Source organism: Paenibacillus sp. FSL F4-0125, from assembly GCF_038008565.1.
In the GTDB taxonomy this organism is placed as follows: domain Bacteria; phylum Bacillota; class Bacilli; order Paenibacillales; family Paenibacillaceae; genus Paenibacillus_AQ.
In genome coordinates this window covers 3,636,838-3,659,738 of record NZ_JBBOZJ010000001.1, presented here as the reverse complement: position 1 = coordinate 3,659,738, position 22,901 = coordinate 3,636,838, and the positions used below count along the sequence as shown (strand labels likewise).

Sequence of the window (22,901 nt, the reverse complement as noted above, 5' to 3'; positions counted from 1 at the left end):
ATCTGAAAAGATGACAAAATTGAAACTTGATATTTCGTAATGGTAACAATTACATAGGCACAGGTTACAAAATTGTGATATATTAAGTCCTGTCAGTTTTACAAAAGACCACAACACACCAAGAAATCACACAGGATGTACATAGGTACTCAAAATGTACACGAGCGTATACGGAAGTCATACCGTTCACGCCCATCTAATGAGGAGGCAATTATGAAGAACAAATTCAGAACAATTAAAGCCCTTGCTGCAGTAATGGGAATCAGTGCATTGTTGCATGCTGTACCAGCACATGCAGACAGCGTTCATATCGCTAAAGAAGGCAATACTTTTTATACTTTATCCAAGCAATACAATGTAGGTATGAATGAATTAATGAAAGCAAACCCAAACGTTGCAGCACTTAATATTTACGAAGGTCTTGAGATTACGATACCTAGTAAAATGCAGGCTGAGTCCGTAACCACAACTACAACTGACAATTCACCAGTGATTACACCAAATCTGAATGTAAACTCAGGGACCAAAACAGTTGAAGCATGGGGTAAGACCTTTAATTATGACAAAACGATTCAAGTTAAAGCATCAGCTTATTCTTCAGCAAGCAGTGAGAACGGCGGATGGGGTGCTGTAGATTATTTCGGAAATCCTCTCAAGCTTGGTACTATTGCAGTTGATCCAAATGTGATTCCACTCGGTACCAAAGTGTTGGTAACAGGTCATTCACATGATGGATTGCCTAAAGATGCTTTCTTAGCTACGGCAACAGATGTGGGCGGTGCTATAAAGGGTAATCGTATAGATATCTTTATCCCTGGTAGCCAAAGCTTTGTATCATCTTTTGGTTATCAATATGTACAATTATACATTGTTAAATAGAGAGATAAAAATAGAAAGACTTATATAGATAAATATGAGATATGAAAAGTTCTAAAAAGATAAATAGGAAACGGAGGGAGTCCTTAGCGGCTACCTCCGTTTTTTTTAGAAAATATCATTAAGTCTATGTTTGTGGGGATACTTTATTTACTTTTGGACACCTGTAGTAATTGAGGAACAGTAACGAATGTATAACCCCGTTTGCGCATAATAGTGATTACTTCAGGCAAGGCTTGAATCGTTCCTTGTAGTTGACTACCAGGACCGCCTCCACCGTGTTGAAGAATAATCGCTCCTCTTCCAATATGAGCTAGAATGTTATTTCTAACTTGGTTTTTGGAAAGTCCCTTCCAGTCCAAAGAGTCAACATTCCAATTCACCAGCGTGTAGCCATGATTTTTTGCCCACTTTAACTGTTGTTCACTGATGTCCCCATAGGGTGGGCGAATTAGACGAGGTTTATATCCCGCCAAGGTTTGTATAATATTTTCGGTCTTAATGATTTGTGTTCGAAAATCATTCATCTCTAATTTCACAAACTGAGGGTGGTTATACGAGTGATTACCAATCGCATGACCTTCTCTAATCATCCTTTTTACCAATGCTGGATGTTTTTTTGCTCTACTTCCCACCACAAAGAAGGTTGCCTTGACATGATATTTTTTTAGGATGTTTAGCAATTGGGGGGTAAATCTTGGATCAGGAACATCATCAAAAGTAAGTGCGATGACTTTATTCCGAGGTCCACTTGTCTTAAAAGTTTCTGGATATTTGTGTAATAGCTGACTTAACGTTAGACCTTTAGTGTTCTTGTTGTTGTTAAGCGTCGAACTATTTGTAGCAGCGCTACCAGCTGAAATTGCCTTATCTTCGTCTGAAACGGGTGCGCTTTGTGTTTGTTTTTGCGGAGTTTTCTGACTCTGCGCAGGCGCTGACGCAACCTCTGAAGAATAGGTTGGGAATAGCAGAGTTATGATTGTTCCTAATATTACAAGCAGTTTCTGACCTCTCCGTTGAAAATACATCCCCATCTGCCTCCTTTACTACCTGATCACCGTCATATTCTTAATTGTTATCTCCATAGATGGGTAGATTTATGCTGATAACAATACAGTATTGGTTAAGATTTCTTGAAGGAACTAATGCGTGTATACTAATAGAACGGGGAATTCCCGAGTCAATTATAGATTACGGAAGGATGGAGACATGAATGTCTGATTTGTTTGCACCGTATGAATTGAAGGGGTTATCGCTGAAGAATCGTATTGTTATGCCACCTATGTGCCAGTATTCGGTGGATAAAGAGGATGGCATCCCTAATGATTGGCATTATGTTCATTATGTAAGCCGTGCTATTGGCGGTACAGGATTTATTATCGTGGAAATGACTGGCGTACATCCAGACGGTAGAATCACTAATCGAGATACAGGGATTTGGAGTGATTCACAAATTGAAGCTTATCGTAGAATCACAGATGGTGTGCATGCGTATGGATCAAAAATCGCTGTTCAATTAGGACATGCTGGACGGAAAGCCGTGGATGCAGAGCCGCCAGTAGCTCCATCAGCAATTCCTTTTGATTCTAAATCTAAAACGCCACAGGCTCTTTCTAAGGATGGGATTTCAGAGTTGATCGAGGCTTTTCGTGAAGGTGCGCGCAGAGCTGTGGAGGCAGGATTTGATACGGTTGAAATTCATGGTGCACACGGTTATTTAATTCACCAATTTCATTCACCATTGACCAATATTAGAAAAGATGAATATGGCCAAGATCCTGCGCTGTTCGGAGAACAGGTAGTTAAAGCTGTCCGAGAAGTAGTTCCTGTGGACATGCCATTGATTATGAGAATATCTGCTAAGGAATATGTAGAGGGCGGATATGATGCTAATTATGCCCTGGATATTTGCCGCCGGTATAAGAATGCTGGTGTGGATATGTTCCATGTTTCTTCAGGTGGGGAAGGTCCAATAGGTTCAAATGGCGGGCCCAATGCCGGACCTGCTTATCAAGTGGATCTGGCAGAGTTTATCCGCAGTGAATTACAGGTGCCAGTAATTGCAGTAGGGCGGCTTGAATCTTATTCTGAGGCACAGTCCATTGTCGCGGAAGAACGGGCGGAGCTGGTAGCAGTTGGCCGTGGGATGTTGAGTGATCCATATTGGGCTTTACATGCGGAAGAATCGCTTGGAGGCGTTCATAACGTACCCAAACCTTATGAACGTGGGATCTGGAAAAAAGGATAGCTCGCTTTGAATGTGAAGTTTGTCACAGATTTTATGTTCCTTCTAAGGCAATCTTAATAAAGATAAAATTTGAAGGAGCTTGATAACGTGGGGATGGTTTTAAGTAACGATAGGCTAACAGACGGAGTGTACCACCTTAAGGTTGAAACGAATAGTGGCGGTAAAATGGGTCAATTCTACATGTTACGGGCATGGGGAGCTTATCCCATCCTTTCCAGACCGTTAAGTATACATGAAGTGAACGAAGATAGTATTGAATTTTTATATCACGTAGTAGGGGAAGGTACAGAGATATTTTCTCGTTTGACTCCTGGTGATTCTGTGGAGCTTGAAGGACCTTTTGGTACGGGATTCCCGCAGGTAGAAGGGAAGGTTGCACTTATCGGTGGTGGGATCGGAATAGCGCCGCTATATTATTGTGCAAAGCAGCTCCCCGGTTGTGATGTCTTTCTAGGATTTAGTCGGGAGGCTTATCGGACAGAAGCCTTTCGTCCACTGGCTGCCGAGCTTACAGTAGATGTAGGCGGATTTATTTTGGATCGTGTAGACTTTAGTCAATATGATCATATTTTTGTCTGCGGTCCGCACCCAATGCTTAAAGCTGCACAGCTTAAAGGCATAGCAGCTGAAGAGGCAGGCAGCAAAACAAAAGTTTACCTCTCTCTAGAGAACCGAATGGCTTGCGGTATTGGTGCTTGTCTTGTCTGCAGTGTTTCATGTCGTGATGGACAACGAAAAGCCTGTGCAGACGGACCTGTGTTCCTTTCAGAGGAGGTGATTTTCCATGACTAAGATGAGCACAACAATTGCAGGCGTGCATTTTAAGAATCCGATTGTAATGGCTTCAGGCACATTCGGCTTTGGTCGTGAGTACGGAAAGCTGTATGATGTATCTTTACTAGGTGGAATCTCAGGGAAAGGGCTCACCCTCCATCCAAAAGCAGGTAATCCTGGCACTCGAGTATATGAGACAGCCTCTGGTATGCTGAATAGTGTAGGATTGGAGAATCCTGGTGTATCTGCGTTCTTGGAAAAAGAATGCTCTTATTGGGAAACACTCGATACCGCTCGTTTGGTGAATCTTGGGGGCGGGACGCTTGAAGATTACGTACTTGGAGCAGAAATGATCCAACGTGATGCTGATCTGCGATCAAGCTTAGGTAAAACAGCTGTTGATATGATTGAGTTGAATATTTCCTGTCCAAATGTAAAAGAGGGTGGAATCGCATTTGGGATCAAGACTTCTGAAGCTCAAAAAGTAGTACAAGCTGTTAGACGTGCTACTAAGCTGCCACTTGCGGTAAAGCTGTCTCCAGGTGCTGAGAATATCGTTGAAATGGCGCACATGTGTGAGGAAGAGGGAGCAGATGCCGTCTCTCTGATTAACACTATTTCCGGTATGAAGATTGATGTAAGACGGAGAAGCAGTGTGTTTAATAACTTGTATGCGGGACTGTCCGGTCCAGCGATTAAGCCAGTGGCTTTGCGCATGGTGCATCAGGTTGCTCAGAACATATCTATTCCGGTGATCGGAATGGGGGGCATCACCACAGCTACTGATATTATTGAATTTATTATGGCAGGTGCTTCGGTAATTCAGGTGGGAACCTACAATTTCATGAATTTAAGAGCGGGCAGTCAGCTTGTTGAAGAGCTTGAGCAATTCATGGTGCAAGAAAATATTCAATCCTTGAATGAAATACGTGGCATTATATAAAGTAGAGTAGTGAGGAGATACTATTGGCTTCTAACAAGATTAATCCTGATGATATTGAGCTGACGGCGACGGCTGTCGGACGTGATCTCTTGCTCGTAATTTGTGGTGGCGTTCATCATATCGGAGCGTCAAGTACGGCTTATCTAAATGGAGAGCAGGTTGAGGTGCAAACCTCTGCGGTTCCTCACCATAAAGAGCACACGATAAGCGAATCAATTGCGGTCAAGGTAGCGGAGGCGCTGAACAAGACGGTCACAGTTGTTATGGGCATTCATTACGACGAGATCACGAAAGAAGGCATTATGGAAGTCGTAGAAATTGTAAATAATAAAGTTAATCAATATTTAGCGCAACAAATTTGAAACGGGATTGGCAATTCTGCGTAAAAGATATCAAGTGAGTTTTTAAATTATCTTTTGGAGGAATGAAACCATGTCTATATTTAAAAGATTGCGCGATTTAACGATGTCTAATGTGAATGCGATTATTGACAAAGCAGAAGATCCAATTAAAATGACGGATCAGTACATTCGTGATATGACCGAAGATTTAGAAGATGCAGAAAAAGCGGTAGCGGCTCAAATCGCTATTGAAAAGAAATTTAAGCAGCTGTATGAAGAACAGGAAGCGCTTGTTAACAAACGTACACAACAGGCACATGCTGCAGCTCAAGCTGGTAATGTTGATCTCGCTCGCCGTGCTCTGGAAGAGAAAAAGGCTGCTGAAGCTAAATTGGTAGAATACAAAGCTAGCTTCGATCAAAACAAAGCCTCTGCGGATAATCTTCGTGGGAAGCTTGACGAAATGCGCAAGCAACTTACTCAAATGAAGAACAAACGCGAAAGCTTGGTCGCTCGTTATAATGCTGCCAAAGCTCAAACTGAAATTAATAAAGCGATGAGCGGCTTCAGCTCTGATTCCGCATCTGCTGGTCTGAAGCGTATGGAAGAAAAAATGCTGCAAGCTGAAGCTCAAGCAGAAGCCAGCAACGAAATGAGCTCGGGCAACAAATCACTTGATGATGAGTTCGAGAAGCTGAACAAAGATCAAGCAGTAGAAGATGAATTGGCTGCTCTGATGAAACAATATGAGAAGCAATAACATTTGATCTTAGCCGTTTCACGGCTGATGTTCACAGGCGAAGGGGAGACAGGAATATCGTTTCCACTTCGCTTTATCTATGCTTATGACAGGCATGCAAAATGAATAAGCGGGGGCTATTTGAATGGATTTCCATATCCTGGTGTCCATGGTCGTGTGGACGGTGAGCGGTGCGGTGTTACTGTTTGTGCTAATGTTTGTGGATTCACTTTTCACTCGATACAATGATCTAGAAGAGTTAAAGGCTGGAAATATGGCAGTTACTACACGTTTTGTGATGAAGCTATTAGCACAGGCATTCATTTTATCGTCATCGATAGCTGCATCTAACAGTTTGCCAGATGCTTTGCTGGTCTCGATTGTATCTTTTTTTCTTTTGCTTATATTGGAAAGAACAGTCCGTCTTCTCTTAGCTAAATGGGGGAATCTGGACCTGGATCATGGGACACAGCTTGGCAAAATCGGATACGGCTTATTATCAGGCTCACTGCAAATTACGGGAGCTTTAATTATTTCTGCATTTATGTAGGGGGAATGATCAAATTGAGTATATGGAAACGTATAGGTAATCTTTTCTCCAAACCAGTGCCTCAGGAAGTACAGAAAAGTATGCTTAATTTGTCTCCCGGAGACATCTGTGAAGTATCACTCGTTACCTACGAGGTAACCGGCAGAACTCATAATCGTGGACGAAACGCAGTAGTACTGACGTTAAGAGATGGTAGTCAAATTGCCTATTTGCATATTGAGGAGCGGGAACAGCTACAATATGGTTTGTATAAACCTATCAATGGGCGCTTAGATAATCCTGCTGAAGTTCCAACAACTCTTGAACTGGATGATTATACATTTTTTCTGGAGGAAGAGTATGAAGGATATGTTGCTGTTGCTGGCCAAACCCCTTTTATGAATGGTGGAGAACAGCATGTATGGCAATATCAGTCAGACGACTCTCGGCTTCTGCGTGTGGAATGGCAACATGGACGGTTCATGCTTTATGAAGGAGAAAAAGTAATTCCTGGTGATGTAAAGGTAATTAGAGCATCCTAGAAATGAGTCGTAGGAGATGTGATCTTTTGATCGCATCTTTTTTTGTGCAATTTTGTAGTTGAAATAGGTAAAGGATTTTGCCGTTTCCGCAATTCATTTATCTTCAGGATGTCTCATGTTAAAATAGTACCTATTATACTGAAAAATGGACGATTTAGAGCGGAGGCATTTGTATGGAGGATCAAAAATTTCAGCGCAGAGCACTTCAAGTAAAAGAGGCACAAGCTAAAATAATTAAATTTGCTAATCCGTTAGAGCCACAGAAGGTCCCGTTAAATGAGTGTTGTGGTCGCTATTTAGCTGAGGAAGTAATTGCTCCGCATCCTTTCCCAGCGTTTAACCGTTCAAGCATGGATGGATATGCGATTATCGCAGCGGATACGAATCTCTGTGTAAATGGACAAGTCGTATGGTTAGAAATGGTGGACAATATTCCATGTGGCGCTGTGCAATCTGTAGATATTACTTCGGGAACAACAGCAAGAATAATGACAGGAGCACAAGTTCCGTCAGGGGCAGATACTGTAGTAATGCTGGAAGTAACGGAGACACGTGTGGAGGATGGAAAGACTTTCGTTGGTATTCGTAAGAAGCAGGAAGCGAAGTCTAATATCACACCGATGGGGCTGGAGTTAAGTCCTGGCGAGCTAGTGCTGCCAGCGGGACGATTAATCTCTGCGGGGGATATCGCTGTTCTGGCAGCGTTTGGTATACATACAGTGAAAGTCTATCGTCGGCCTAAGGTGGCAATCTTTGCGACAGGAACAGAGCTGCTAGAGGTACATGAACCGTTACAGCCCGGGAAAATTCGAAACAGCAACTCACCGATGCTCGAGGCTTTAGTTAAAGAGGCGGGCGGGGAGCCAGTGATGCTGGGATCCATTGTGGATGATCTGGAGCTGGCCCGAAGTAAAGTGCAGATGGCGCTGGAAACTTATGATTTCGTAATCACAACGGGTGGTGTATCGGTAGGTGATTATGATATTATGGGCGATTTGGTACGTGAACAGAGTGGAGATATGTTGTTTAATAAAGTGACGATGCGTCCGGGGAGCGTTACCACTGCTGCTGTTAGAGGGGGAAAGCTGCTGTTAGCCCTATCAGGTAATCCAGGTGCTTGTTTCGTTGGGTTTCAATTGTTCGCACGTCCGGTTATCAGATTAATGCAAAGTGCCTCACAACCCTTCTTGCCTGAATGGAGAGCTACACTTGGTGCAGATTATAATAGAGTGAATAACTTTACCCGATTTGTTAGAGCACGACTAGAGATCCGGGATGGTAGTCTTTATGCCTTTCCAGCAGCTATCGACGAATCTTCTGTGACGGTCACGATCAAGGATAGCGATTGTCTGATAGTTGTTCCACCTGAGGAAAATGGAATATATGCGGGAGCTAAAGTAACTATTATCAAGCTTCCTGGAGAAATTCGCGGATAGGATAAACATGAAATGTACTCTTTACATTAACAATAGAACGGAAATAGCTAATGAACTAATATGCCAACGATATTATTTACAACATTTCAACATATGAAAAATTCACAATAGAAAAGCCAATGATTCAACATAATGCTAATCCGATCAGTCTTTCTAAACCGTGTAAAAAGAGAACCGGCCACACCTTTTCCATAAAATCGGAGGAGGTATGGCCGGCTTTTTGCGAAAAATTAACTATCCAAACGACGTTCAATCGCTTCAGACATCGTTTTGTCTGTGAGGTGAGCATAGATTTCGGTTGTTTCTGTGGAAGCATGCCCGAGCTGTTCTTTTGTTTTATAAATATCATTTTGCAGATAATAGTCTGTAGCAAAAGAGTGACGAAGCTTATGTACCGTTAAATAGGGTTTACCAAAACGTTTTGCGTATTTAATAATCATTTCTTGAATGGCCCTTTTGGTCATACGTTTACCTTCTTGACGTCCGTTGGGCAAAGCGATAAACAATGCTTTTTCCCTCTTTGGTGTTTTATAACGGGATTGACGCAGGTTTAGATAAAGAGCTAAATCATCCTTTGCTTGTTCACGAAAATAAACAGGGGTTTTGAAGGTTTCATCATTATTCCCTTTTCGAGTGACATAGAGTAGCTTGTTGTTAATATCCAGATCATCCACGTTCAGATTAACTACTTCAGATACCCGGAGGCCAGAATTAAGAATTAAGCTGGCAATACAGGCATCGCGTTCACGATTTAATTGAAAAGAATAATAAGCCTGCTTGTTTCCTTCAACATCTCGTCCATATCCTTCAAAAATATAACCCACGAATTCCAGCAGTTCTTCATCTTCTAGAATCTTGCCCTTTAATTTAGCAGCGGTATCCTTAGGCTTATGCGTTCGTTTAACTTCTACCTTGGCCATAATATTTCGTTTAAGCAAAGGATAGAAGTTCTCGTCCTCAGCGATTTGACTTAAATAATGAAATAATGAGCGTAATGCAGACAGTTTACGAGATACGGTTACACGTGTATTTGTTCCCTCTGCACGGGTTGTGAGATGCAGACGATATCCAACAATACTATCCATATGCAGGGTTTCTAATTCAAGTAGTGTGATCTCTGTATTGGAGCTGGCTTGAGAGAGACCTTCAGCACGTAGCCATCCGAAAAAGGACTCATAGTCCCGAATATACTCCAGGAGGGTGGAGGGGGATAGATCAGGACGTTTATAGTCAATGAACTGCTGAACGAACCAAGGCATGAGAGGTAGCTTAAGATCCAGTTTTTTACGGTCATCGTTCTTTTGAACGCTCATGTGATTCACCTTTTTCCATAGTTTTCTTATAATTTCTTCCTTCTATCTTATCATGTTTTAGCCCTATGGGCTTTGATCAGAGTTAATTAAAAGGGGGGAACTTGCTCCTAAAGGAACTAAGTTATATGATGTGAAGTAAACATAAATGGCAGAGGTGCACCTAATGGAACTTGGAATGGAGCTGGTTCCCAGAGAGCGGAAACAGACGATAAGCAAACTTATGCAGTTTTATTTATATGATTTCACCCGTTATCTGGAGCTTGATGTTGACCAAGATGGAATATATCCGTCCTATCCGGGATTAGAATCATTTTGGAGTAGTGGAGACAATAAATTTGCATATCTGTTCAAAGTGGACGAGCATATTGCTGGTTTTGCTTTGGTAGAACGGTTGCTGCGCAATCCCGAAGGGCAATTTTATATGACAGAGTTTTTTGTAATGCAGAAATATCGCCGGAGCGGAGTGGGAACCTGGGCTGCACATAAGTTGTTTGACATGTACCCAGGTGATTGGAAGGTGTCACAGGTACGTGCGAATACGCCTGCTCGTAATTTCTGGCAAAGAGTGATTGGGGAGTACACAAATGGAGAATTTCAAGAACGTTATAATCCGCCTCAAGGCAATCCGAGCCAATACTTCAACACATTAAATAATAATAGAGTTAACAATTGAAAAGAAAACAATGGTATTGAAGTCAATCTAAATGAATGGTTATCTTATGATAGTTAAGTTAAAAACACATCAAGTTAACATAATTATGATTATGTTAACTAAATTAATAACCCAACGATCTCAGCAGGAATGTTTGGGTTATTTTTGTTCATTTCACCCAAGCACAGATGGGGATTTAGCATATCTTATGATGTACTCAATTACAAAGGAGGAGTTAAAATGGGCGAATTCGCAGGCGGATACGGTGGATTTACTTCCACAGGAGCAATTCTGGTTCTGTTTATCCTGTTGGTTATCATCACTAAAACTCTTTGTCTGTAATCCTTTAACTTCATGAATAAGGGTTCCTCCGTCAGTCTATATGGACTGGCGGATTTTTTATGTCTGGATATTACATTAACTGGGCGGGTTTTGTGTGTGACTTACTATATAGAAAATAATAAAAGAACTTATATATATTTAACAGTGTTCAATAATTAAACGATGTTCAAATAATAAGGAGACGTTAAGATGACTAAGGAACAACGGCAAATGCGTGAACGTGAGAAAATGAAGAAAAGGATTTTACAGGCCGCGGCTTTGTTGATTGCAGAAGAAGGTATTGAGAAGCTTTCTATTCGCAAAATTGCAGAGAAAATCGAGTATTCACCGGGAATTATTTATCATTACTTCCAGGGTAAAGATGAAATTGTGGTGAGATATTTGCAACAAAAATATACAGATATGGTCACCGAGCTTCAGTCTGTACAGCGCAAGGCGGAGCATGAACTGCCACCAGATAAGCTTTTGAGACAATCGCTTGAGCAATGGATCAGGATGACCCTTTCCACAAGTGTAGAGTACCGTAATGTAATGCTGAACGATACACCGGCTGTTCTTAGTTACACAGCTGTTCTATTCAAGGGAGCTGCTCAGGAGCGTAAAGCGATTGGTATGCTCTGCCTATGTTTATCTAGGTTCGGATCGAAAGAACTCCATAAGGAATCTTCTATAGAGCTCACTGCTCAAGTGATATGGAGTGCTGCTTTCGGATTAATTATGCGTTTGATTGTAGAAAAGGATTTGCCTGAAGAACAGGTCGAAGCACTCATTTCTTGTTATTTGGATTCAATGGTTTCTATAGCAAACAGGTAAATAAGTGCACCTTTAACACAGTAGGAAGATCAGATCGTGAAGGGGAGTGATTAGAATGAAGACAATTATTATTTATACTTCCAAATATGGATGTACAGAGAAAGCGGCTTATTTATTGAAAAATCAGTTGGGTGAAGAGACTGAAGTAGTCAATTTGATGCTTGCTAAAGAGCCGGCATTAGAGCGATATGATACGGTTATCTTAGGTGGATCTATTTATTATGGGAAAATACAAAAACAAATGATGGAGTTTACTTCAAAATATCAAAATGAACTAAGTAAGAAGCGCGTTGGATTGTTTATTTGTGCAGGAGCGAAGGGGGAGCAGGCCGCACAGGAATTGAAATCTTCATTTCCAGAGAAGCTGTATGACCAATCAATTACAAAAGAAGTGTTCGGAGATGAGATTTATGAAGAGAAGTTCACTTTAATAGATCGATTGGTTCTGCGAATGGTAAAAGGGAAGAGTATGAGTGTAAATGGGTTATCCAAAGAGACGATAGAGCGATTTGCACTTGCGATAAAAAAAAGGTGAAAGTGTGTGGAGAGTAAACTTCTTAAAAACAGTTAACATAATAATTAATATGTTAACTGTTTCGTATTTCTGCTTCCAATAATCATTAGCTACCTAAATTTGAAGCATATAACCGTTTTTAAAAAAGACTATATTCTCACAATAATTCTGTCAATTCATCATATGAAAAATTCACAATAGATAATTCAAATTCCAATACTCACCCCAGACACTATCATAAATCATATACATCAACTCACCCTACAAATAAAACCCATGAAAAAGGATATAACACCCCTTGATCCATTTATACAAGCTTTTTTCCAATCCTAATGGCTAATTCTATTGCTTGCAAGGCAGCGTCAAACTCAATTTCTGATAAAGTACCATTCTCTAGACAGTGGAGTGCATGCTCCAAACTTTTTTCATAGGGATTAGCTGGTTCTGACAAAAGCTCCTGTTTACCTGAAGCGGTAAATTCAATTAATGTGCTCTCGATTGATCCATTCATGTGGTCACTTTCTTGATAGACAAGCTTGCCTCGTTCAAAATAAGCCTCATAACCCACGGAAAAAGGATACGAGGTAGGCATCTGTGAAGAAACAACGATCTCAACGGATACATTAGGTTGTTGAAAAGTTGCACGGACTAAGGCTTGATCACTTTTACCACCATCAGTTCCCCAAACAGAGTGCGGCTCCGTAGACCCCATCATCCAGGTCACAAAATCCAATTCGTGAATCATAAGATTGGTTGCGATGGCATGTAGACCGAGGTCTCCCCACAAGGGAGGCGTTTCTCTTTTTAAGGTGAGGGATAAGAGCTTTCCGTATTTCTCCTTAGTGGTTACTTCATATAGATATTTGTACGCAGGATCGAATTTAATAAACTGGTTGACGAGGATTCGCGAATCATATAATTGTTCGGCTTCCTTCATCCCATAGGCATCTTCTAAATTGTAGCAAACCGGTGTCTCACAGAATACATGTTTTCCATACTTAAGTGCATCGACAGCATATTGCCTATGTAAAGCAGAGGGCAAACAGATATCAATCACATCGATGGTGGTATCAAGCATTATGTCGTCAATATTAGTAGTGATTTCAACGCCTAAAGATTGTTTTAGCTCTTGCAGCTTCGCTTCGTTTCTACCATAGATAATTACTTTGTCTACTCGATCCATTTTTGTCCATAACTGCGCATGATAAGCTCCAAATCCAGTCCCCAATACGCCAATATTCATATGTATCAGCTCCTTTATTGTATTGAACTAATCATAACCTTCTATTGTTGACAACAGCTTGGCAGGAATTATGATGTATACTATAAAAAAGAAAAAATTGGAGGATCCCATGCGCTTGCACCGTTTAATCGCAATTTTATTATTAGTGGAATCAAGAGGGAAGATGAAGGCCAATGACCTAGCTCAAGCCTTGGAAACTTCCGTACGCTCTATCTATAGAGACATTGATGTACTAGCTGAAGCTGGAATCCCACTGTTATCCACACCGGGACCGAATGGTGGCATCTCCTTAATGAAGGGGTATACAGTTAACTTAAGTCAGCTTCATGAGGAAGATGTAATCAATCTATATCTAACTGGAATGGGGATCCATACTGGCGGTCATACTCATTCCGGATTAAAGCTTAAGACAACCTTGCTGAAACTAGAAAAAACATTACCCGCTTCCTATAAGACAGATATCCAGAAGGCACAAAAGCGGTTTTATTTCGATGATACGCCGTGGTGGTCAGAACGTTTAGAAATCCCTTGTCTGGAATCGATTAGAGCTGCCGTATGGAGATCTCATAAACTATGGATTGAGTACCACAAGATTAACGGAGTCATATCAAACAGGAAATTACAGCCCTATGGTCTAGTTGTGAAAAAAGAAGAGTGGTATCTTATTGCCTACTGTGAAGAAGCCGAACAAATCCGCACGTTTAAATGTGAGAGAATCGCCACTACACAGCTTATAGAGGAAGAGTATGCTATCCCTCAGGACTTCTCTTTAGAAGGGCACTGGAAGCAGCAGGAGAGGGAATTTAAACAAGCTTGTAAAGAGAAAGAGATCTACCCAGTATTGATTAGAACGAATAAGAGCCGAGTGGCTTCAATACACGGGCTGGAGATCATGAATAGGGTAGAGGAAGGCGATCAAATAACCCTTACTGTAAATATGTATAGCTATGAAAGTGCATGTACGAATGTTTGGGGGATACTTGGACAAGCCGAGATTGTGGAACCTTTGAAACTGAGACAATATGTGAAGGAACAGGTGAATTTGATACAGGGGGTTTATAATTAGCAAAGTCATTTTATATAAAAGAGACCGTCTCGATTGCATGTTCTGCAGTGAAACGGTCCCGCTCTTATTGTGAAAAAGTTCAACGGATTTTAAAGGTTTACATAATAATTAATATGTTAACTAATAATAGATGATTCCAAAATATCCCTTAAGTTTATTGGATTAGCCATTTATGCGCTAGTGTCAACACCAAGAGATAACTTCTCTCTAGCAGTAAGCCTCTTGTGCGCTACGATTAGAAAAGGAAGTCCTATAGCCGTGGTTAGAGCAAGTGGTAAGAAGATCGTCAGGCCGTTCTGGGCTCCATAATGATCTAAAAGTACACCACCGAAGATAGGCGCGATTACACTCCCTAAATTGTTAAATCCAATCGTTCCAAAGTACGTACCTTTCATTTCTGGCTTCGCGATCCGATCAATTAACATGTCCATCATCGTGAAGAGTAGTACTTCTCCTATTGTAAACAGAACAACACTGAACATAAGAAGGCCTACACCTTCTGCCAAACCAACTAAGAGAAGACTAAGTGCAACGCATATATTTCCAAGAATCAAAGGAACAATCGGTGAGAACTTACTAGCAGTACGTACGATAGGATACTGTACCACGAGCACTGTAATGGCATTGAGTGACAACATATATGAAAATAATTGCCCACCATTTGTGAAATGGGTGTTCATTGCTAAATATTGCGCCATAGTTGAGCCGAAATGTCCATATCCAAGCACACAAAAGATAGTACCGAGTAGAACTGGCAAGAAGACACGGTCTCTACCGGTTATTGCCAAGGCTTCAAGTAAACGTGGTGGTTCAGCTTGAGTATGACTCTGCATGGTTGAATGATGCAACTTGAATTGGACGAATAATACAAGGCCGTATGCAACATATACAATCCCAGCGATCATAAAGGGAAACGTAGACTCGGCAGAACCGAGCTGCACTCCAATAATCGGACCAAAGACAACACCAAGGTTGATCGCAGCATATCTAAGATTGAATACAAGCAGCTTACTTTCAGCTGGAGTAATATCGGATAGAAGCGCCCGTGAAGTGGGCTCAAACACGGATCTGCATAATCCGTTCAAGGTGTTGACCAAGAAGAATACCCACAGATGTTGCGCAACAGAAAATCCGAAGAATACTGCTGCCCAGCCAAATACGGAGATTAGCATGACGATTTTGCGGCCTACAATATCCGAAATGTATCCTCCATAGAAGCTAGCCATTACGCCCGCCAGTGAGCTGACGGCTACGGTAATTCCCGTTTGAGTGGGGGTAGCTCCAAGGACCTGGGTTAAATAGATGGATAAGAACGGAATGCTCATAGAAGTTACTAAACGTCCGAACATCGTACCGATAATGATAGTCCATGCTAGTGGATGAACATGCCTTAGATGCTGATTCATAATTGAAAAGGTCTCCTAATCTGATAGCTATAATATTAGTACTGCATATTCATTGCTGATATATGTATAATTATAATGATAAAAGGGGGAAGTAAAAGTGTAAGAATTACTTAAAGTGTTTCACCTTTAAAGGAGTGAACGATCGTGGACCATATAAGTAATCATTTTTTATGTTTAGCAATAGCCATCCCATCCCCAATAGATATAGGAAAAGCTATTCCTGTCACCATAGATAGACTGGCTACGATTCTGTGCTGCACTCCTCGTAACGTAAAGTTTATTCTTCGAAAGCTTGAAGAGCAGGGGTTTATACATTGGCAGCCAGGAAGAGGGCGTGGAAATATCTCGCAGTTAACTTTTCTTCGAACGATTGAAGAGGTGCTGGAGGACAGCTTTCAGGAACTCATTAGTAAGGGGAAGATTAAGCAAGCTATAGAGCTATTAAGTCGTGGCCAAGTTAGTGATCCATTAAAGGAACGGTTATTAATGGTGTTAAATAAGCAGATGGGCTTCCGTAGTGAAACAGAGTCAACATCAGGGTTGGACGTCCTGCGAATTACACGTAACCGGCATATGGAAGAGCTAGATCCAGCTTATGTATACACCGCGTTTGAATCCTATTTACTCGGACAAATTTATAGCACATTAGTTTCCTATGATGCAGGAAGTGATACTTTTCTCCCTGGCCTGGCTCATATGTGGGAAGCCAATGAAGATTGTACAAGTTATATTTTTTATCTCCGTAAAGGTGTGCGATTCCATCACGGCAGGATAATGACCTCCAAAGACGTAAAAGAGACATTTCAACGCCTTATAGATTTGAACAGTCCAGCATTGAGCCTATACAAAGATATAGAACGAGTAGAGCTTGAAGGAGATCACAGGATCCGGTTTGAGCTGTCTCGTCCCAATCTCTTTTTTCTACACATGTTCAGCTGTATTCATATGTCGATTCTTCCTTATGATGTAGATCTCGCTAATGAGGTGAGCGGAACTGGGCCCTATCGTTTATTAGATCTAAATGAAGATGTGCTAGTCCTCGCGGCATTTGATTATTATTACGGTATACGTCCGCTACTAGATCGTGTAGAAATCTGGTATTTGCCAGAACAATCTTCAAGTGAACGATTGTATGAACTACCAGACTTCGTTCAGGAGGGTTTATTACCTAATATCATCTGCAACCACAGTATTGACTACCCTGCTTTGGGATGCCGGTATCTCTTGTTCAATTTCCATAAGGAAGGAGCTCATCAACATCAACTTTTTCGGCAGGCCATGAGAATTCTTTACAGCCGAGAGACTTTAATTAAGGAGTTAGGAGGGAACCGTAGTACTCCTGCTGACAGCTTTTTACCTTGGGAGAGCAGTAAGAGAAGCATTGTTGAGCCTGCCTTGGAACAAGCGAGAGAACTTCTAGTAGCAAGCGGCTATCAGGGAGAAATCTTAACTTTAGCTACAAAGGATAAAAAAGAAGAGCGAGAAGAAGCACTGTGGCTTCAAGCACGAGCGGCTTCAGTAGGGCTGCAAATTGAACTATATTTATTCAATGAATTTAACTCAGCAGACATAAAGAACACCGCCGAAATCCTCCTTGCTGAAGAGGTTCTAGAAGATGATTGGCAGTGGGGGATGGTTAACTACTTTAATAATAAACTTAATTATCTATTTTCTCTGCTGAGAGACGACCAGATCTTGTTATTCTCAGAGGTACTCACTGATTTCACGCAATCCCCTAAGGAGAACAGAATAAAATTGTTGAATCAAGCAGAAGGTGTGCTTAGGGACAACTATTGGGTGCTATATGGTTGTCATATGAATAAAAAAGCGCAGCTAAATCAAAGCTTGTTTGGTCTTCACACCAGCTCATTCGGATTTCTGGATATCTCAAAATTGTGGATCAAAACTACTAGTCTTTAAGAAGAGTAGGGACGTCGATGGCGTTTATGCTTGTACAGGGATGTTTTCTTTTGCTATACTTTCCAGGGAGGCTGTATCGATTAAATCATCGAATGGTGCTCTAATAGGTTTTGAGATATGAATAGGAATATACTTGTAGCCATGGAGGTGAACTCGTTGGATTTTGCTCTGATCCGTAAGGACCGAGACAAAAGAACGGTCGATACTTGACTCTTTTTTTGCCTTTCGGACCTGTTTAGCAAATAGCTAAAAGGTCTTTTTGTTTGTTCAAATTAAGGAAAAAAAGGGGAGATTATCATGCGATTTCTTATCGTGGGTGCAGGAGCTATAGGTGGATATTTCGGGGGGCGTTTAGCTCAAAAAGGAGAAGATGTTACTTTTCTTGTTCGTACTGCCAAACAGATTCAGTTAAAAGCAGACGGGTTGATCGTAAAAAGTGTTCATGGTGATTTTCAGACTTCTGTACGAACGATTTCTAATGGGGAAGAAACAGAACCTTTCGACTGCATTATTATAGCGGTCAAGGCATACCATTTGCCTCAGGTGATGAATGACATCGAACCCTACATGGATGAACATACAGTTATCCTCCCGCTCCTCAATGGTTATGATCAATTTAGCATTTTGCAGAATCGTTTTGGTTCGGAACATGTACTGGGTGGTCTTTGTTATATAGAAACAACTCTAGATTCAGCAGGTACTATCGTTCAAAGCAGTTCGTTCCATAGTATTGTCTTTGGTGAATGGGCAGGTGGTGAGTCAGAACGAACACAGCTGCTTTTGAGCCATTTGGATAATGCTGGTTTCACAGTGACATTAAGTTCTGACATTCAGCGTGAAGTGTGGCAAAAATATATATTTGTAGCTAGTTTAAGTGGGATTACAACCTTAATGGATAGCTCAGTTGGACCTATTTTAGGATCTCCAAAGGCACGTGCTATCTATGAGCGACTTCTGCGAGAGATTGTGAGCCTGGCTCAAAATGCTGGAATGCCTGTGGGACCGGAAAACACAGCTTCCACGATGCAAAAGATGCTTTCTGTGTTGCCCGAATTTACTTCATCCATGCATCGGGATATGCATAAGCAATTACCAGTAGAAGCAGATCATCTGCATGGTGCTCTTCTAGCGATGGCTTTGCCGGGTCAAGATGCGTATCCGGTTCTCGAAACCGTGTATGCCCGTTTGAAAGTATATGAAAGCGTTAATGATATGAGATGATTTAAATTAAATCACAACAGGGAGCTGGGCAAATATGAAGGAAACGAATCAAAAGATAATGACTTTTCTTATGTTCGAAGGGAAAGCAGAAGAAGCTATGAATTTCTATACTACCTTATTTGATGATTCTGAAGTTATTAGCGTTAAGCGCTATGGAGCGAACGAAGCAGGACCTGAAGGTAGTGTTATGCAGGCTTCTTTCTCTTTACATGGACAAGTATTTATGTGTATAGATAGCTATGTTCAGCATGGGTTCACCTTTACGCCAGCGATATCCTTCTATGTAAATTGTGAGAGTGAAGCTGAAATTGATCGGGTCTACGAATCATTAGCACAAGGTGGACAGGTCCTAATGCCACTTGGAAGCTATCCGTTTAGTCCGAAATTTGGTTGGGTAGCAGATCGATTTGGTGTGACCTGGCAATTAAATCTTCCGGGGAATGCATAACGTTGAAGTGTTGCGCGGTCAAATCCCAAAAGTAGGTTTTCTACGATTAGAGACACTCACTCTCCATTTTTAATCCGCAAAAAGGTCAAAAGAGCAGCAATTCTCCCATCACTGGAGAATTGCTGCTCTTTGTTTTTGGTCACAGTAAGTGAAAGTCAACCGACCTCAAGCGTCACTTTTTCCTTGCTGTCAGAAAAAAATAAAGTATTAGACTCGAAAAATAAACTGTAGACTGGCATGGCGATTAGCAAACGGCTGAACAGCGAGCCTGCAGCTCGAGCTCCTGATTCTTTTGGATGCACCGGGGTGGACAGCCAGGAGGGCGGCGAGATTATATGCTCAAACAGAACCATAGCAAGGATACGCTCGTCCGACTGGTTAAGGTCTAAATGAGTAACCGGCTACATCACAAAAAAACGAGTGAGTCAGTTTATTCAAAAATTGAAAGAGACAGATTTGTGATATAATATGGTAAAATATTCAACTCCAAAAACGCAGAGACTATCCCACATGAAGCGTCATCTTTCAGAGAGATTATCCCTCAAATAACCGTTGTTTGCGGAGTACCTGGATTTGAAGAAATCCCAAGAGGAGGAAAACAGAAATGAAGAAGAAGGTTGTTACGACTTTATGCGGTACCATGATACTTTTAGTGGGTATGGGCACAGGTGCTTTCGCGAGCTCGCAGCTCCAAGAAATTAAAGCGTTGTTAAACGGAGATTTAAAAATCAGAGTGAACGGGGAGATTACCCCTCTCAAAGATGGCAATGGCAAAGCGGTACTTCCCATTACTTATAAAGGAACTACGTATCTTCCGGTACGATCTGTTTCTGAGCTTCTGGATGTTCCGGTGAATTATGACGGGACAGCCAAAGAGGTGATTATTGGCGAACAGCAGGCAGGCGTTCCCGTGAAGCAGGAGGATTTTAACACGAGTCTGTATACCAAGGACCCTGCACTGACCAAATACGGCAGCAAGAATTATAATGAAGTACTGTACAGCGCACCTAATTCCAATATTAAATATACCGCGCTCAGCCCTAACGGCAAATATCAGAAGCTTGTTCTGCAATTCGCTGCAATCGGCAAGGAAGTGGAGTCTCTTGAAATTAGGGATAATGACAAGAATATGCTCCTTAAAAAAGTAGAGAAGATTTCACCTAATAGTGATCTCCAGACGATTGAGGTAGATATTTCTGGAGTAAAGAACATCGCGATAAATGTGACACAAGCTGTTGACGGCGGGTTCATTATTCCGCTTGATACTTCAATTTACAAGTAAGATTAAGTAGCGAAGCCCACAACCGTATAGGCGTAGTGGGCTTATTTTCACGTGAGATTACATTAGATTTTTTCTCGTTCTTTTGCAATGAAGAGATTTATATCCATCGTTCGTTATATGTTGACAGGCTTAGAGGGTATGTATCGACTCGAAAAATAAAGTTGTAGAGTGGCATGGCGATTAGCAAACGGCTGAGCAGCGCGCCAGCAACGGGACGGGCCGCGATCGGTATGCCGACGACAAGAATGTGTTCGCCAGTGGCCATTTAAAGGGACATTATTCAGTCTACTAATTTATTTTCTTCGAATACATGCGGCGAAGCAGAAACCGCCGGAAGCTCCGGTTGTTCTTTAGTTGTCCAAACGCACTCTCTGGTTCTATCATTCGGCGTACGGACAAAGCATAGCCTTCCTCGCTTCGCAGGATTTCCTGGGCTTGGTATGGAAAAGCGATAGCGGTCGCCTTTGTGTCCCGATTTTAACCGCAAAGGGAAATTTAAAAAATCTGGACACAACAGCGATTGGAACAACGGACCGTTCGCGGAGCGTCCTTATGTAGCGCAACCGTCTATCCGACTCCAAAAACAAGTGATCTCCTAAGCATCCATTTCATGGTTTTTGGGAGGGCCCCTTAGAAGAAAGGATTTAATTACATTGCTGAACTATAGTTGTGCCCTTATTAGTAATCGTGACAGTTGAATAACCAGATAGATACTCTGTATAGCCACATACCATTTCTTGGGTGGATTGTCCTTTTGCGTCAGTATATTTAAGGTATATAGAACCTTCACCACTTAAGCTCAGTGTAGGTTTGAACTTTTTCGTTTCACCTTTCTTGATGTGATCTATAAATAATTCCTTGGAGTCCGTATGGATTAAACCTATTTCAATAGAGCTAATTTCATCATCCGACTGATTATCTACAGTGAGCAAGAAACTCTTAAATGGAGTTAGGAGATTTGATATGGTACCGATCCCTAAAGCTATTACAATACCCATTGAAAATATAGAAATGCCTATAAAAAAACGTCTCTTCATCATTTAGTCCCCCTATCTAAGTAAGACAGGGTTCACTCGATAAATGTTACGGTATATAAGAATTAATTATAACTATTAATTAACAGGTGAAATTGGATGAGGTATGCTAACCTTGATGTATAAATATAAATTCATTTGAAAAGAGGTTTTGTTTTGACAAAATCTACGCTTCTTTCATCAGAAGGATTAACGATTCGTCATTTTGAACAAGGGGACATGCCATTACTGGGTGAGTTATATAACTCGGTTACTTCGCGGGGAAATGCTGTTTTTTGGTGGGTTGGTGATGAGGAAAACTGGGAGAATGTGTACTGCGCCTTTGAAAATGGGAAAATGGTGGCCAAAGGTCAAGTAGAGATCATAAATATTGTGCCGCCTGGGCGCTCAGATGAAAGCAGACATTCGATCTATATGAATTTGAAAACAATACCTGAACGAGAAGAAGATTATGATCTATTGGATAGTTTGTATCAAACGCTCCTTTTGAGAGCATTTGAATTAAAGGGAACTTTACCAGCAGAGTATAAAACGACGTTATGTGTGGGGAATAACGCATCGGAGATCGCAAATACGTTATTTTTTGAAAAAGAAAAGGGCTTCTGTCAATACAATAGCTTATTTAAAATGAATCATAATCTTAATACATCCTACACTGTACCTGAACTGAAAAAGGAATTTGAATTTGCAACTTGGATGATGGAGACGCCGCAAGAAGAAGATCATTATTTAGAATTAGAAGCTGAGATTTGGCCAGAAACCCCACTTGGGAAAGAACGACTATCTCAGTTTAAGCAAAATCCGCTTTGGAACTCTATGGTTGTTCGAGAAGGGGAGAGGGTTGTAGGCAGCTTGATGGTATGGCAGGAAGAGAAAGGTGGGTATGTTGAGAATGTTTTTGTACTAGAGCCGTGGAGAAGATTTGGAATTGCTAAGTACATGCTTGTACAAGCGTTAAACTATTTCAGAACACATGGACTTGAAGAAGCTTGTTTAATGGTATTGACAGATAATGATTCTGCATTGCATCTTTATGAATCTGTCGGATTCAATTTAGTAAGTGAGGAAAGACGGTATCGTATAGAACTCCCATAGGTTTTTGAAGTAGAGGATTACTAAGCAAAGTGTGATTCAGTTTCATCGAGGTTCGATGACAGGATTGCACTTTTTTAGTAATCCGTTCGCCTTGTAATAATGATGACAGGAGATCCTCTGAACA

24 protein-coding genes and 1 pseudogene are annotated in these 22,901 nt (G+C 41.2%); 19 read left to right on the top strand and 6 right to left on the bottom strand.

All coding sequences use genetic code 11. The features are described from left to right. Positions 1–213 precede the first annotated feature (213 nt). Positions 214–879, top strand: a complete 666-nt coding sequence (locus NST74_RS16180) for a 3D domain-containing protein (RefSeq protein WP_076118682.1) — start codon at positions 214–216, stop codon at positions 877–879. A gap of 143 nt (positions 880–1,022) precedes the next feature. Here NST74_RS16180 and NST74_RS16175 read toward each other — a convergent pair whose 3' ends face one another. Continuing rightward, entirely contained in the window at positions 1,023–1,904 is an 882-nt protein-coding gene (locus NST74_RS16175; RefSeq protein WP_341113218.1) for a polysaccharide deacetylase family protein, read from the bottom strand. A 185-nt stretch (positions 1,905–2,089) separates the two neighbouring features. On the opposite strand from NST74_RS16175, the gene NST74_RS16170 reads away from it, so the two are divergent. The 8 genes from NST74_RS16170 (at position 2,090) to NST74_RS16135 (ending at position 8,428) form a co-directional block, all read left to right on the top strand. Next, complete coding sequence (locus NST74_RS16170; RefSeq protein ID WP_341113216.1) at positions 2,090–3,124, top strand: NADH:flavin oxidoreductase/NADH oxidase; 1,035 nt, start codon at positions 2,090–2,092, stop codon at positions 3,122–3,124. Positions 3,125–3,211: 87 nt separating this feature from the next. Continuing rightward, positions 3,212–3,916 (top strand): dihydroorotate dehydrogenase electron transfer subunit, encoded by a 705-nt coding sequence (locus tag NST74_RS16165; RefSeq protein ID WP_156114818.1) that lies wholly within the window; start codon positions 3,212–3,214, stop codon positions 3,914–3,916. After that, positions 3,909–4,841 (top strand): dihydroorotate dehydrogenase, encoded by a 933-nt coding sequence (locus tag NST74_RS16160; RefSeq protein ID WP_341113214.1) that lies wholly within the window; start codon positions 3,909–3,911, stop codon positions 4,839–4,841. The genes NST74_RS16165 and NST74_RS16160 overlap by 8 nt, the downstream gene beginning before the upstream one ends. A 23-nt stretch (positions 4,842–4,864) precedes the next feature. Continuing rightward, positions 4,865–5,203: a prenylated flavin chaperone LpdD gene (gene lpdD, locus NST74_RS16155; protein WP_341113213.1), complete on the top strand. Its 339-nt coding sequence runs from the start codon at positions 4,865–4,867 to the stop codon at positions 5,201–5,203. A 70-nt stretch (positions 5,204–5,273) separates the two neighbouring features. Beyond that, positions 5,274–5,942 (top strand): PspA/IM30 family protein, encoded by a 669-nt coding sequence (locus NST74_RS16150; RefSeq protein ID WP_042128238.1) that lies wholly within the window; start codon positions 5,274–5,276, stop codon positions 5,940–5,942. 124 nt (positions 5,943–6,066) lie between these two features. Next, positions 6,067–6,471: a DUF350 domain-containing protein gene (locus NST74_RS16145; RefSeq protein WP_042128236.1), complete on the top strand. Its 405-nt coding sequence runs from the start codon at positions 6,067–6,069 to the stop codon at positions 6,469–6,471. Positions 6,472–6,485: 14 nt separating this feature from the next. Then, positions 6,486–6,992, top strand: coding sequence for a DUF4178 domain-containing protein (locus tag NST74_RS16140; RefSeq protein ID WP_341113211.1), 507 nt, complete (start codon positions 6,486–6,488; stop codon positions 6,990–6,992). A gap of 173 nt (positions 6,993–7,165) precedes the next feature. Next, positions 7,166–8,428: a molybdopterin molybdotransferase MoeA gene (locus tag NST74_RS16135; RefSeq protein WP_341113210.1), complete on the top strand. Its 1,263-nt coding sequence runs from the start codon at positions 7,166–7,168 to the stop codon at positions 8,426–8,428. 230 nt (positions 8,429–8,658) lie between these two features. On the opposite strand, the gene xerS is transcribed toward NST74_RS16135, so the two are convergent. After that, on the bottom strand, positions 8,659–9,741 hold the full coding sequence (gene xerS, locus NST74_RS16130; protein WP_042128231.1) for a tyrosine recombinase XerS: 1,083 nt from the start codon (positions 9,739–9,741) through the stop codon (positions 8,659–8,661). Between the two features lie 163 nt (positions 9,742–9,904). On the opposite strand from xerS, the gene NST74_RS16125 reads away from it, so the two are divergent. From NST74_RS16125 to NST74_RS16110, 4 genes are all read left to right on the top strand, one after another. Then, on the top strand, positions 9,905–10,414 hold the full coding sequence (locus NST74_RS16125) for a GNAT family N-acetyltransferase (protein ID WP_076118673.1): 510 nt from the start codon (positions 9,905–9,907) through the stop codon (positions 10,412–10,414). Between the two features lie 219 nt (positions 10,415–10,633). After that, the gene (locus NST74_RS16120; protein ID WP_197069683.1) at positions 10,634–10,735 is read left to right on the top strand and encodes a sporulation protein YjcZ; all 102 of its coding nucleotides are present in this window, start codon (positions 10,634–10,636) and stop codon (positions 10,733–10,735) included. Between the two features lie 189 nt (positions 10,736–10,924). After that, positions 10,925–11,548: a TetR/AcrR family transcriptional regulator gene (locus NST74_RS16115; RefSeq protein WP_341113207.1), complete on the top strand. Its 624-nt coding sequence runs from the start codon at positions 10,925–10,927 to the stop codon at positions 11,546–11,548. A gap of 55 nt (positions 11,549–11,603) precedes the next feature. Then, a complete protein-coding gene (locus tag NST74_RS16110) occupies positions 11,604–12,083 on the top strand; it encodes a flavodoxin domain-containing protein (protein WP_341113205.1) in 480 nt (159 codons plus the stop codon). Positions 12,084–12,369: 286 nt separating this feature from the next. Here NST74_RS16110 and NST74_RS16105 read toward each other — a convergent pair whose 3' ends face one another. Next, the gene (locus NST74_RS16105) at positions 12,370–13,305 is read right to left on the bottom strand and encodes a Gfo/Idh/MocA family protein (RefSeq protein ID WP_341113204.1); all 936 of its coding nucleotides are present in this window, start codon (positions 13,303–13,305) and stop codon (positions 12,370–12,372) included. 109 nt (positions 13,306–13,414) lie between these two features. Here NST74_RS16105 and NST74_RS16100 point away from each other — a divergent pair, with 109 nt between their 5' ends. After that, positions 13,415–14,371: a helix-turn-helix transcriptional regulator gene (locus tag NST74_RS16100; protein ID WP_341113202.1), complete on the top strand. Its 957-nt coding sequence runs from the start codon at positions 13,415–13,417 to the stop codon at positions 14,369–14,371. Positions 14,372–14,541: 170 nt separating this feature from the next. Here the strand turns inward: NST74_RS16100 and NST74_RS16095 are convergent, their stop codons facing one another. Next, entirely contained in the window at positions 14,542–15,777 is a 1,236-nt protein-coding gene (locus NST74_RS16095; protein WP_341113201.1) for an MDR family MFS transporter, read from the bottom strand. 144 nt (positions 15,778–15,921) lie between these two features. On the opposite strand from NST74_RS16095, the gene NST74_RS16090 reads away from it, so the two are divergent. The 4 genes from NST74_RS16090 (at position 15,922) to NST74_RS16075 (ending at position 20,648) form a co-directional block, all read left to right on the top strand. Then, positions 15,922–17,697 (top strand): ABC transporter substrate-binding protein, encoded by a 1,776-nt coding sequence (locus NST74_RS16090; RefSeq protein WP_341113200.1) that lies wholly within the window; start codon positions 15,922–15,924, stop codon positions 17,695–17,697. A 297-nt stretch (positions 17,698–17,994) separates the two neighbouring features. Beyond that, positions 17,995–18,918, top strand: coding sequence for a ketopantoate reductase family protein (locus NST74_RS16085; RefSeq protein ID WP_341113198.1), 924 nt, complete (start codon positions 17,995–17,997; stop codon positions 18,916–18,918). 34 nt (positions 18,919–18,952) lie between these two features. Next, complete coding sequence (locus tag NST74_RS16080) at positions 18,953–19,366, top strand: VOC family protein (RefSeq protein ID WP_341113196.1); 414 nt, start codon at positions 18,953–18,955, stop codon at positions 19,364–19,366. A gap of 604 nt (positions 19,367–19,970) precedes the next feature. Beyond that, entirely contained in the window at positions 19,971–20,648 is a 678-nt protein-coding gene (locus NST74_RS16075) for a stalk domain-containing protein (protein WP_341113195.1), read from the top strand. Positions 20,649–20,963: 315 nt separating this feature from the next. Here NST74_RS16075 and NST74_RS16070 read toward each other — a convergent pair. Both NST74_RS16070 and NST74_RS16065 read right to left on the bottom strand, forming a co-directional pair. Continuing rightward, a pseudogene (locus NST74_RS16070) lies at positions 20,964–21,086 on the bottom strand (transposase); the annotation flags it as partial. 206 nt (positions 21,087–21,292) lie between these two features. Then, a complete protein-coding gene (locus tag NST74_RS16065; protein WP_341113194.1) occupies positions 21,293–21,688 on the bottom strand; it encodes a hypothetical protein in 396 nt (131 codons plus the stop codon). A gap of 150 nt (positions 21,689–21,838) precedes the next feature. Between NST74_RS16065 and NST74_RS16060 the strand changes: the two genes are divergently transcribed. Then, positions 21,839–22,777 (top strand): GNAT family N-acetyltransferase, encoded by a 939-nt coding sequence (locus tag NST74_RS16060; RefSeq protein ID WP_341113192.1) that lies wholly within the window; start codon positions 21,839–21,841, stop codon positions 22,775–22,777. Positions 22,778–22,901 lie beyond the last annotated feature (124 nt).

Bases quoted from the DNA above. Each gene is read 5' to 3' on its own strand.
- NST74_RS16180 (WP_076118682.1), top strand. From the start codon at position 214: ATGAAGAACAAATTCAGAACAATTAAAGCCCTTGCTGCAGTAATGGGA.
- NST74_RS16175 (WP_341113218.1), bottom strand. From the start codon at position 1,904: ATGTATTTTCAACGGAGAGGTCAGAAACTGCTTGTAATATTAGGAACA.
- NST74_RS16170 (WP_341113216.1), top strand. From the start codon at position 2,090: ATGTCTGATTTGTTTGCACCGTATGAATTGAAGGGGTTATCGCTGAAG.
- NST74_RS16160 (WP_341113214.1), top strand. From the start codon at position 3,909: ATGACTAAGATGAGCACAACAATTGCAGGCGTGCATTTTAAGAATCCG.
- NST74_RS16150 (WP_042128238.1), top strand. From the start codon at position 5,274: ATGTCTATATTTAAAAGATTGCGCGATTTAACGATGTCTAATGTGAAT.
- NST74_RS16145 (WP_042128236.1), top strand. From the start codon at position 6,067: ATGGATTTCCATATCCTGGTGTCCATGGTCGTGTGGACGGTGAGCGGT.
- NST74_RS16135 (WP_341113210.1), top strand. From the start codon at position 7,166: ATGGAGGATCAAAAATTTCAGCGCAGAGCACTTCAAGTAAAAGAGGCA.
- xerS (WP_042128231.1), bottom strand. From the start codon at position 9,741: ATGAGCGTTCAAAAGAACGATGACCGTAAAAAACTGGATCTTAAGCTA.
- NST74_RS16125 (WP_076118673.1), top strand. From the start codon at position 9,905: ATGGAACTTGGAATGGAGCTGGTTCCCAGAGAGCGGAAACAGACGATA.
- NST74_RS16120 (WP_197069683.1), top strand. From the start codon at position 10,634: ATGGGCGAATTCGCAGGCGGATACGGTGGATTTACTTCCACAGGAGCA.
- NST74_RS16115 (WP_341113207.1), top strand. From the start codon at position 10,925: ATGACTAAGGAACAACGGCAAATGCGTGAACGTGAGAAAATGAAGAAA.
- NST74_RS16110 (WP_341113205.1), top strand. From the start codon at position 11,604: ATGAAGACAATTATTATTTATACTTCCAAATATGGATGTACAGAGAAA.
- NST74_RS16105 (WP_341113204.1), bottom strand. From the start codon at position 13,305: ATGAATATTGGCGTATTGGGGACTGGATTTGGAGCTTATCATGCGCAG.
- NST74_RS16100 (WP_341113202.1), top strand. From the start codon at position 13,415: ATGCGCTTGCACCGTTTAATCGCAATTTTATTATTAGTGGAATCAAGA.
- NST74_RS16095 (WP_341113201.1), bottom strand. From the start codon at position 15,777: ATGAATCAGCATCTAAGGCATGTTCATCCACTAGCATGGACTATCATT.
- NST74_RS16085 (WP_341113198.1), top strand. From the start codon at position 17,995: ATGCGATTTCTTATCGTGGGTGCAGGAGCTATAGGTGGATATTTCGGG.
- NST74_RS16080 (WP_341113196.1), top strand. From the start codon at position 18,953: ATGAAGGAAACGAATCAAAAGATAATGACTTTTCTTATGTTCGAAGGG.
- NST74_RS16075 (WP_341113195.1), top strand. From the start codon at position 19,971: ATGAAGAAGAAGGTTGTTACGACTTTATGCGGTACCATGATACTTTTA.
- NST74_RS16065 (WP_341113194.1), bottom strand. From the start codon at position 21,688: ATGATGAAGAGACGTTTTTTTATAGGCATTTCTATATTTTCAATGGGT.